Source organism: Micromonospora solifontis (assembly GCF_003725545.1).
GTDB classification, from domain to species: Bacteria; Actinomycetota; Actinomycetes; order Mycobacteriales; family Micromonosporaceae; genus Micromonospora; species Micromonospora solifontis.
Genome location: NZ_RJLN01000145.1, coordinates 1 through 8,149 on the forward strand (window position 1 = coordinate 1; position 8,149 = coordinate 8,149).

10 protein-coding genes and 1 tRNA gene are annotated in these 8,149 nt (G+C 74.6%); 6 read left to right on the forward strand and 5 right to left on the reverse strand.

The window, feature by feature from the left end; translation table 11 throughout:
- Positions 1-60 precede the first annotated feature (60 nt).
- From EFE23_RS26855 to EFE23_RS26870, 4 genes are all read left to right on the forward strand, one after another.
- Positions 61-753, forward strand: a complete 693-nt coding sequence (locus tag EFE23_RS26855) for a response regulator transcription factor (protein ID WP_123243678.1) — start codon at positions 61-63, stop codon at positions 751-753.
- The gene (locus EFE23_RS26860) at positions 746-2,188 is read left to right on the forward strand and encodes a sensor histidine kinase (protein ID WP_123243679.1); all 1,443 of its coding nucleotides are present in this window, start codon (positions 746-748) and stop codon (positions 2,186-2,188) included. The genes EFE23_RS26855 and EFE23_RS26860 overlap by 8 nt, the downstream gene beginning before the upstream one ends.
- A gap of 58 nt (positions 2,189-2,246) precedes the next feature.
- The gene (locus EFE23_RS26865; RefSeq protein ID WP_123243680.1) at positions 2,247-2,837 is read left to right on the forward strand and encodes a hypothetical protein; all 591 of its coding nucleotides are present in this window, start codon (positions 2,247-2,249) and stop codon (positions 2,835-2,837) included.
- A 153-nt stretch (positions 2,838-2,990) separates the two neighbouring features.
- Positions 2,991-3,689 (forward strand): glycosyltransferase family 2 protein, encoded by a 699-nt coding sequence (locus EFE23_RS26870; protein WP_123243681.1) that lies wholly within the window; start codon positions 2,991-2,993, stop codon positions 3,687-3,689.
- Positions 3,690-3,714: 25 nt separating this feature from the next.
- Here EFE23_RS26870 and EFE23_RS26875 read toward each other — a convergent pair whose 3' ends face one another.
- Together EFE23_RS26875 and EFE23_RS26880 are read right to left on the reverse strand one after the other, a co-directional pair.
- Positions 3,715-4,602, reverse strand: a complete 888-nt coding sequence (locus tag EFE23_RS26875) for a transketolase family protein (RefSeq protein ID WP_123243682.1) — start codon at positions 4,600-4,602, stop codon at positions 3,715-3,717.
- Positions 4,603-4,604: 2 nt separating this feature from the next.
- The gene (locus EFE23_RS26880; RefSeq protein ID WP_123243683.1) at positions 4,605-5,300 is read right to left on the reverse strand and encodes a thiamine pyrophosphate-binding protein; all 696 of its coding nucleotides are present in this window, start codon (positions 5,298-5,300) and stop codon (positions 4,605-4,607) included.
- A gap of 46 nt (positions 5,301-5,346) precedes the next feature.
- Here EFE23_RS26880 and soxR point away from each other — a divergent pair, with 46 nt between their 5' ends.
- A complete protein-coding gene (gene soxR / locus EFE23_RS26885) occupies positions 5,347-5,799 on the forward strand; it encodes a redox-sensitive transcriptional activator SoxR (protein ID WP_123243684.1) in 453 nt (150 codons plus the stop codon).
- A gap of 135 nt (positions 5,800-5,934) precedes the next feature.
- Here soxR and EFE23_RS26890 read toward each other — a convergent pair whose 3' ends face one another.
- Entirely contained in the window at positions 5,935-6,909 is a 975-nt protein-coding gene (locus EFE23_RS26890) for an NAD(P)H-quinone oxidoreductase (protein ID WP_123243685.1), read from the reverse strand.
- 9 nt (positions 6,910-6,918) lie between these two features.
- Positions 6,919-7,458, reverse strand: coding sequence for an AAA family ATPase (locus EFE23_RS26895; protein ID WP_199737260.1), 540 nt, complete (start codon positions 7,456-7,458; stop codon positions 6,919-6,921).
- A 97-nt stretch (positions 7,459-7,555) separates the two neighbouring features.
- Between EFE23_RS26895 and EFE23_RS26900 the strand changes: the two genes are divergently transcribed.
- A tRNA-Ser gene (locus EFE23_RS26900) sits at positions 7,556-7,642 on the forward strand.
- 86 nt (positions 7,643-7,728) lie between these two features.
- Here EFE23_RS26900 and EFE23_RS26905 read toward each other — a convergent pair.
- A partial coding sequence (locus EFE23_RS26905; protein ID WP_199737261.1) for a cellulose binding domain-containing protein occupies positions 7,729-8,149 on the reverse strand: 421 nt, incomplete at its 5' end.

The following is an 8,149-nucleotide window of genomic DNA, read 5'->3' on the forward strand; positions in this document are numbered from 1 at the left end:
TACCGGATCCGAACATTCCCCTGACGTCCCCGGCGGCCGTCGGTCGGTAATCATGGGCCGGTGACCGCCGACACCACGCCGCGCGGGCTCGTCCTCGTGGTGGAGGACGAGCCGGCCATCGCCGACCTGGTCCGGCTCTACCTGACCCGGGACGGCTTCGGCGTACACCTGGAACGGGACGGGGTGGCCGGCCTGGCCGCCGCGCGGCGGCTGCGCCCGGTGGCCTGCGTGCTCGACATCGCGCTGCCCGGCCTGGCCGGCACCGAGATCTGCCGCAAGCTCCGCGAGGCCGGCGACTGGACCCCGGTCATCTTCCTCACCGCCCGGGACGACGAGGTCGACCGGATCGTCGGCCTGGAACTGGGCGCCGACGACTACGTGACCAAGCCGTTCAGCCCGCGCGAGCTGGTCGCCCGGGTCCGGGCGGTGCTGCGCCGCGCCGCCGGGACGCCGTCCGGGGCCGAGCAGCCCCGGGTGGTCGGCCCGGTCGTCCTCGACCCGGCCCGCCGCACGGTCACCGCCGCCGGTACCCCCGTCCAGCTCACCTCCACCGAATTCGACCTGCTCGCCCACCTGATGGCCCGGCCGGGCCGGGTCTTCACCCGGGAGGAGTTGCTCGCCGGTGTCTGGGGGTACGCGGCGCACGGCGGCACCCGGACCGTGGACGTGCACGTGGCGCAGGTCCGGGCCAAGCTCGGCCCGGCCAGCGTGATCCGCACCCACCGCGGCGTCGGGTACGCGGCCGATGCCTGACCAGCCCACCGTCGCGCTGCCGGTGCTCGGCGCGCGCCCGCCGGCCCCGCCCCGGCGGCGCTCCGCGCACACCCTGACCGCCCGGGCGGTGCTGGTCACCTGCGCGGTGGCGCTGGTGTCGGTGCTGGTCACCGCGCTGGTCGCGGTCCCTCTGGCGGTGCGCGGCGCGGAACGGCGCGACCAGGCGGCGCTGGCCGCCCAGGCCCGGCTCGCCGCCGACGTGCTGCGCGTCCGCGCGGTACGCCAGCGGGACACCGCCGGGGAGCGGCTCATCCGCCAGCTCCGCCAGCAGGACATCGAGGTCTACCTGATCCGGGCCGGCCAGGTGGACCATCCCGGCCTGCCCCGGCCGGTGGTGAACCGGGTCGCGGCCGGCGGTAACGTCTCCGGCCGCCGGCTGGTCGACGGGCGGCGGACCCTGGTGGAGGGGCGGGCGCTCGCCGGGGGCGACGGGGTGGTGCTGGCCCGGGCCACCACCGGGCCCTGGCGGCAGGTGCTGCTCAGCCTCTGGTTGCCACTGCTCGCCGGGCTCGCCGCGGGGGCGGGCGCCGGCCTGCTGCTGGCCCGCCGCCTGGCCCGGCCGATCCGCGTCGCCGCCACCGCCGCCGCCCGGCTGCGCGCCGGTGACCGCGCCGTCCGGGTGCCGGTCGAGCCGCCCGACGAGGTGGCCGACCTGGCGTACGCCCTCAACGGGCTGGCCGCCGCGCTGGCCACCAGCGAGGGACGGCAGCGGGAGTTCCTGCTCTCCGTGTCGCACGAGCTGCGTACCCCGCTCACCGCCATCCGGGGCTACGCCGAGGCGCTCGCCGACGGGGTGATCGACCCGGACGGGGTGCCGGACACCGGCCGGACCATGCTGGCCGAGGCCGAGCACCTGGACCGGCTGGTCAGCGACCTGCTGGCGCTGGCCCGGCTGGAGGCGGCCGACTTCCCGCTGGAACCCGTACCGGTCGACCTGGCCCGGCTCGCCGCCGATGCGGAACGGACCTGGTCCGACCGGTGCGCGGCGGTCGGGGTGCCGTTCCGGGTGGAGACGCCCGGCGGGCCGGTGCCGGCGTACACCGATCCGGGACGGATCCGGCAGGTGGTGGACGGGCTGCTGGAGAACGCGCTGCGGGTCGTACCCCCGGGTGCGCCGGTGGTGCTCGCGGTCGGGCCGGCCGGCGCGGACCCGGCCGCCGGCGGGGTCGTCGAGGTCCGCGACGGCGGACCCGGCTTCACCGAGGACGACCTGGCGGTGGCGTTCGAGCGCGGCGCGCTGCACCAGCGCTACCGCGGGGTGCGGAAGGTGGGCAGCGGGCTGGGCCTGGCGCTGGCGGCGGGCCTGGTCCGCCGGCTCGGCGGCGAGATCCGCGCCGGACACGCCCCGGAGGGCGGCGCGGCCTTCACCGTCCGGCTGCCCGCCGATCCTTACCTGATCCGAACATCGGCCTGACGCCCCGCTCGCCGCGCTGCGGGAGGCTGGGGTCACCACGGACGAGAGAGGACAACCGATGGCACGTCAGGGAATCGTCACCGGCGTCACCGCGCTGTTCGCCGCGGCCGCGCTCGGCCTCGCCGGTTGCGGACCCGCCCAGGTCGCGCAGGAGACGGCGAAGGAGACCGCGGTCGAGGTGGCCGCCGCCATGGGCGCGGACGGCCAGGCGCTCGCCGCGCTGGGCCTCGACGCCGCCGACCTGGACGTGGATCCGGTCGCCGCCCCGGCCCCCTCGGCCTCCGCCGGTGCGCAGGACAAGCGGGGCGGGAAGGGGCAGGAGTGGCGCAAGCGGCACCGGGCCCGGGTGCTGCTGCGGAAGAACACCCTGCACGGCGAGGTGGTGGTGCAGACCAAGGACGGCGGCACGAAGACCGTCGCCGTGCAGCGCGGCCAGGTGACCGCCATCGACGGCCGGCAGATGACCGTGAAGTCCGCGGACGGCTTCACCATGACCTGGACCTTCGACGACCAGCTGCGGGTGATCGAGCGGCGGCACACCGTGCAGTCGGGCGACATCAAGGTCGGCACGACGGTCGGCGTGGCCGGCGCCAAGGACGGCGACGGCGGGGTGGCCCGGCTGATCGTGGTGCCGTTCAAGCAGGGGTGAGCCGGCGGGGGCGGCCGTTCCGGAGGGCGGCCGCCCCCGCTCACGTCGACATTCAGCACAGGTCTTGACAAAGCTCCGGGCGCTGCACTCACCGAGGCGAGGACCGGCCAGGTTAGGCTAGGGCCGACTTACCGTCGCCACCGTGGAGAACCCGTGAAGCTCTCGATCCTCATGCCGGTCTACAACGAGGAAGAACGCATAGCGGATGCCCTGAAGCAGGCATTGGCGGTGGACTATCCCTGCGAGATCGAGCTCGTCGTCGTCGACGACGGCAGCCGGGACGGCACCGGGGAGGTCCTCGGCCGGGTCGACGACCAGCGGCTACGGGTCATCACGCACCAGCGCAACGCGGGCAAGGGCGCGGCGATCAAGACCGCCGTCGACAATGCCGAGGGTGAGTACATGGTCATCCTCGACGCCGACCTCGAGTACGACCCGCAGGACATCCCGAAGCTGCTGGAGCCGGTGCTCGACGGGCGGGCGAAGGTCGTCTACGGCAATCGGACCTTCGGCAGCCACAGCGCCTACAGCTTCTGGTACGTGATGGGCAACAAGGGCGTCACCACCGTGGCGAACGTGCTCTACAACTCCTACATCGGCGACCTGGAGACCTGCTTCAAGCTGATGCCGCTGGAGCTGTACCGCTCGCTGGAGATCCGGTCCCGCGGCTTCGGCATGGAGGCCGAGGTCACCGGCAAGCTGCTGCGCCGGCGGATCCGCCCGTACGAGGTGCCGATCAGCTACCGCGCCCGGGGCCGCGAGGAGGGCAAGAAGATCACCTGGAAGGACGGCGTCGAGGCGGTCTGGATCCTGGCCCGCGAGCGCACCCGCCGCCGCCCCGCCACCCGCTGACGCCGCCCTTCCGGTCCCGCCCCGCTCAGCCGGCCGGGGACAGGAACGCGTCGATCGAGCGGCGCAACCCGGCGGCGTCCAGCCCGTGCCAGCGGTCGTGGTCCGCCGGCGAGCCGTACCGGCGCAGGTCCGCCCGGCCCACGCCGAGGGCGAGCAGCCGGTGCGGCCGGTCGGCCAGCGCGTCGCCGACCACCCGGGCCGAGGTGCCCGCCAGGTACGGCTCCACCAGGATCACCTCGGTGCCCGCGAGGGCCCGCAGCCCGGCTTTGTCGAACGGGCGCGGCCGATGGGTGTACGCCACGGTGACCGGCCGGTCGGCGACCGCGGCGAGCGCCCGGTCCAGCACCGGCCCGACCGCCACCAGCAGCGGTGCGCCCGGCCCGGCGTCCCGGATCACCCGCAGGTCACCCGCGTCCGGGTACGCGCTCCCGTTGCTCTGCGTGGAGAGCCGCACGTACGCCGAGTCCTGCCGGCCGCACACCACCTCGCGCAGCACCCCGGGCACCTCGTCCCGGTGCCCGGGCACGTGCACCGTCCAGTCCCGCAGCGTGTCGATCAGCGCCACGTCGGCCGGCGCGAGATGGGTCCGTCCCGCCGCCGCCCGGTCGTACGACGCGCCGACGCTGACCAGCACCGCGCCGACGCCCTGGTGGTCCAGGTCCAGCTTGATCTGCTCGTACGCCCGCTCGACCAGGAACGGCGCGTAGCTGTGCACGATCGGGCGCAGCCCGGTCAGCGCCAGCCCGCCGGCCACGCCGACCATGAGCTGCTCCCGGATGCCGACGTTGAGCACCCGCTCGGGATGCCGTGCGGCGGCCGGGGCGAACGCCGCGGCGGAGATGTCGGCCAGCACGACCGCGGTCCGCGGATCGTCCAGGAACTCGGTGGCGGTGGTCACGAAGGTCTCCCGCATGGTCACTCCCCGCTGTCGGTGACGACCGCGACGACGACGTGCGGCCGGTGGTGGTCGTGGCTGGTGAGGGCGGTGTGCAGGGCGTCGTGGTCGCGGCCGTCGACGGTCGCCGCGGTCCACCCGTTGACGGTGAACCGGCTCGCCGCGCCGCCCGGCCAGCCATGGCTCGCCGACCGGTTGTCCAGCACGACCGCGGTGAGGTTGCCGAGGCCGGTCGCCCCGGCGTACGCGATCGCCTCGTGGTTGGAGCCCTCGTCCAGTTCGGCGTCGCCGAGCAGCACGTACACCCGGGGGTCGGGGCGGCCCTGGGCGCGCAGGCCGAGCGCGGTGCCCACGCTCAGCCCGAGGCCGTGCCCCAACGAGCCGGACCCGATCTCGACCCCCGGCACCAGCAGCCGGTCCGGGTGGTCGCCGAGCCGGCTGTCCGGGCCGCCCTGGTCGTCCAGCCAGGCCACCGGTATGAAGCCCTTCGCGGCGAGCAGCGCGTAGTAGCCGGCGACGGCGTGCCCCTTGGAGAGCAGGAACCGGTCCCGGTCGGGGTCGTCGACGGTGTCTGGGCTGATCCGGAGCACCCGGTCGTAGAGCACCTGGAGCACGTCCAGGGTCGAGTACACGTTCGGGCCGAAGTCGCGTCCGGCGCGGACCCGGTCCAGCAGGGCCCTCAGGAGGGCGGGGTCGGTGGCGGTCGTCGTCGTCATGCGGATAGCCTCGGAGTTGAAGCTCACTTCAACTCAAGGCCCTGTGATGCACGAAGCAACCCTGACCATCGGCCAGCTCTCCGCGCGCAGCGGGGTGGCCGCCTCCGCCCTGCGCTACTACGAGCGGCTGGGGCTGATCCGGGCCGAGCGCACCGGCGGCAACCAGCGTCGGTACGCCCGCGCCGAACTCCGCCGGGTGGCGTTCGTCCGGATCTCCCAGCAGGTCGGCGTGTCGCTGGAGGAGATCAAGGAGGCGCTGGACTCCCTGCCGTCCTCGCGCACGCCCACCCCCGACGACTGGGCCGCGCTGTCCCGGGCGTGGCGCGACCGGCTGGACGAGAAGATCCGGCTGCTCGGCAAGCTCCGCGACGACCTGGACGGCTGCATCGGCTGCGGCTGCCTGTCGTTGCAGCGCTGCACCCTCTACAACCCGGGCGACTCGCTGGCCGCCGAGGGCCCCGGCGCCCGCCTGATGCTGCCCCGCCCACCGGACGCCTGACCGCGCCGCCGCGCACCGCAGCTCCGCGCTCTCTCGCGGACGCTCTTTCGCGGAAAGAGTGGCCATTCCCGCCCCGGGAGGCCACTATTTCCGGGAATTAGCGCCCGGTGGACGGGGGGCGGTGGGCGGTGGACGTCAGGTGGTGAGCAGGACCTTGCCGACGTGGTCGTTGGTCTCCACCAGGCGGTGCGCGTCGGCGGCGTCGGCCATCCGCGCCCGGGCGTGCACGACCGGCCGGACCGTGCCGGCCTCGATCAGCGGCCACACCTGCTCGCGTACGCCCCGGACGATCGCCGCCTTCTCGTCCAGCGGGCGGGACCGCAACGCCGTGGCGTGCACCGACGCCCGCTTCATCAGCAGCATGCCCAGGTCCAGCTCACCCTTGCGGCCGCCCTGCATGCCGATCACCACCAGCCGGCCGCCGGTGGCCAGCGCCGCCACGTTCCGCGGCAGGTACGCGGCGCCCATGATGTCGAGGATCACGTCCGCGCCCCGGCCGTCGGTGACCCGGTGGACCTCCGCCACGAAGTCCTGCTCGCGGTAGTCGACGGTGTGCGCGGCACCCAGCTCGCGCAGCCGCGCGTGCTTCCCGGCCCGCGCGGTCACCACCACGGTCGCCCCGAGCGCCACCCCGAGCTGGATCGCGAACGTGCCGATCCCGCTGCCGCCGCCGTGCACCAGCAGCGTCTCGCCCTTGGCCAGCCGGGCCAGCTGGACCACGTTCGACCAGACCGTGCAGGCCACCTCCGGCAGCGCCGCGGCGTCGACCAGGTCGACCCCCGCCGGCACCGGCAGCAACTGCCCGGCCGGCACGGCCACCCGCTCGGCGTACCCGCCGCCGGCCAGCAGCGCGCACACCGCCTGACCGACCGCCCACCCGGTGACCTGGGAGCCGACCTCGCTCACCACCCCGGAGCACTCCAGCCCCGGGTACGCGGGCGCGCCCGGCGGCGGCGGATAGTGCCCCTGCCGTTGCAGCAGGTCCGCCCGGTTCACCGCGCTGGCCCGTACGTCCACGACCACCTCGTCGGGGCCGGGCCGGGGATCGGGCACCTCCGACCAGACGAGGGCCTCGGGTCCGCCGGGTTTCGGGATCGTCATCGCGCGCATGGCCCAGTCTTACCCGATCCGTCCCTCCGGCCACGCCCGAGCCAGGATCTCGTCCACCGTCTCCGCCGGAGTCTGCGCCGAGGTGTCCAGCCACAGCCCGATGCGGGGCGTGTCGGCGCGGAACCCGGCGTCCAGCTCGGCCACCGGCCAGTCGCCGTACCCCTGCTTGGGCCGGTCCCGCTCGCGGGCGGCGACCACGTCCGCGCGCGGCGCGAGCACCACCACGGCGAGCGGGCGGTGCCGGATCCGGTCGACCATCGCCGGCAGTTCGGCGCCGAGCACCACGTCCTGGAGTACGACGGTGAAGCCCGCGGCGGCGTAGCGGTCGGCCGTGGCGGCGGCGAGGTCGTAGCGGAGCCGGAGCTGCCGCCACGCCTCGTCGGAGAGCTCGGCGGTCAGCTCCGCCCGCCCACCGACGATCATCCGGCGGAACACGTCCCCGCGCAGGTGCACCGACCGGGGCAGCCGCCGGGCCAGCGCCTCGGCCACTGTGGACTTTCCGGCCGCCATGATCCCGCTGATCAGCACCACTGCCGGCGTTTCCCACACGCGCCCATCCTGCCATCGGGGGTGGGACGCCCCGGCTCGGCGGGGAACGGTCCGTGGCAGACTAGGCACGGTCGCGTACCCCGCGGGGACGCGTCCGGGAGGGTTCGCCTAGTGGCCGATGGCGCTGGTCTTGAAAACCGGTAAGGCAGCGATGTCTTCGTGGGTTCGAATCCCACACCCTCCGCCCCCATCATCAGCAGGCAGCCCCCTGACCGCCGGTCAGGGGGCTGCGCTGTGCCCGGTCCGGAGGGCCGGACCCGGACGGCAGGGTCAGCTGCTGCAGGCGGCGCCGTTGAGGCTGAACCCGCTCGGTGCGGCGGTGTTGCCGGAGTGGGTGGCCTGGAAGCCGATCGTGGTCGACCCGCCCGGTGGGATGTCGGGGTTGTAGCTGACGTTGGTCGCGGTCACCTGACCGCTGGTCGGCGAGTACGTGGCGTTCCAGCCGGAGGTGATGTTCTGCCCGGACGCGAGGTTGAACTTCAGCGACCAACCGTGGATGGCCGTCGTGCCGGTGTTGGTGATGGTGATGTTGTCGGTCAGGCCGTTGTTCCACGCGTTGAGCGCGTTGCTCACCCGGCACGCTCCGCCGCCCTGGGTCGGGGGCGGGCTGCTGCTCGTCGGCGGCGGGCTGCTCGTGGTCGGCGGCGGGCTCGTGGGGCCGACCGGTCCCTCGCTCACCGTGATGTTCGAG

Bases quoted from the DNA above. Each gene is read 5' to 3' on its own strand.
- EFE23_RS26860 (WP_123243679.1), top strand. From the start codon at position 746: ATGCCTGACCAGCCCACCGTCGCGCTGCCGGTGCTCGGCGCGCGCCCG.
- EFE23_RS26880 (WP_123243683.1), bottom strand. From the start codon at position 5,300: ATGACGACGACGACCGCCACCGACCCCGCCCTCCTGAGGGCCCTGCTG.
- EFE23_RS26890 (WP_123243685.1), bottom strand. From the start codon at position 6,909: ATGCGCGCGATGACGATCCCGAAACCCGGCGGACCCGAGGCCCTCGTC.
- EFE23_RS26875 (WP_123243682.1), bottom strand. From the start codon at position 4,602: ATGCGGGAGACCTTCGTGACCACCGCCACCGAGTTCCTGGACGATCCG.
- soxR (WP_123243684.1), top strand. From the start codon at position 5,347: ATGCACGAAGCAACCCTGACCATCGGCCAGCTCTCCGCGCGCAGCGGG.
- EFE23_RS26865 (WP_123243680.1), top strand. From the start codon at position 2,247: ATGGCACGTCAGGGAATCGTCACCGGCGTCACCGCGCTGTTCGCCGCG.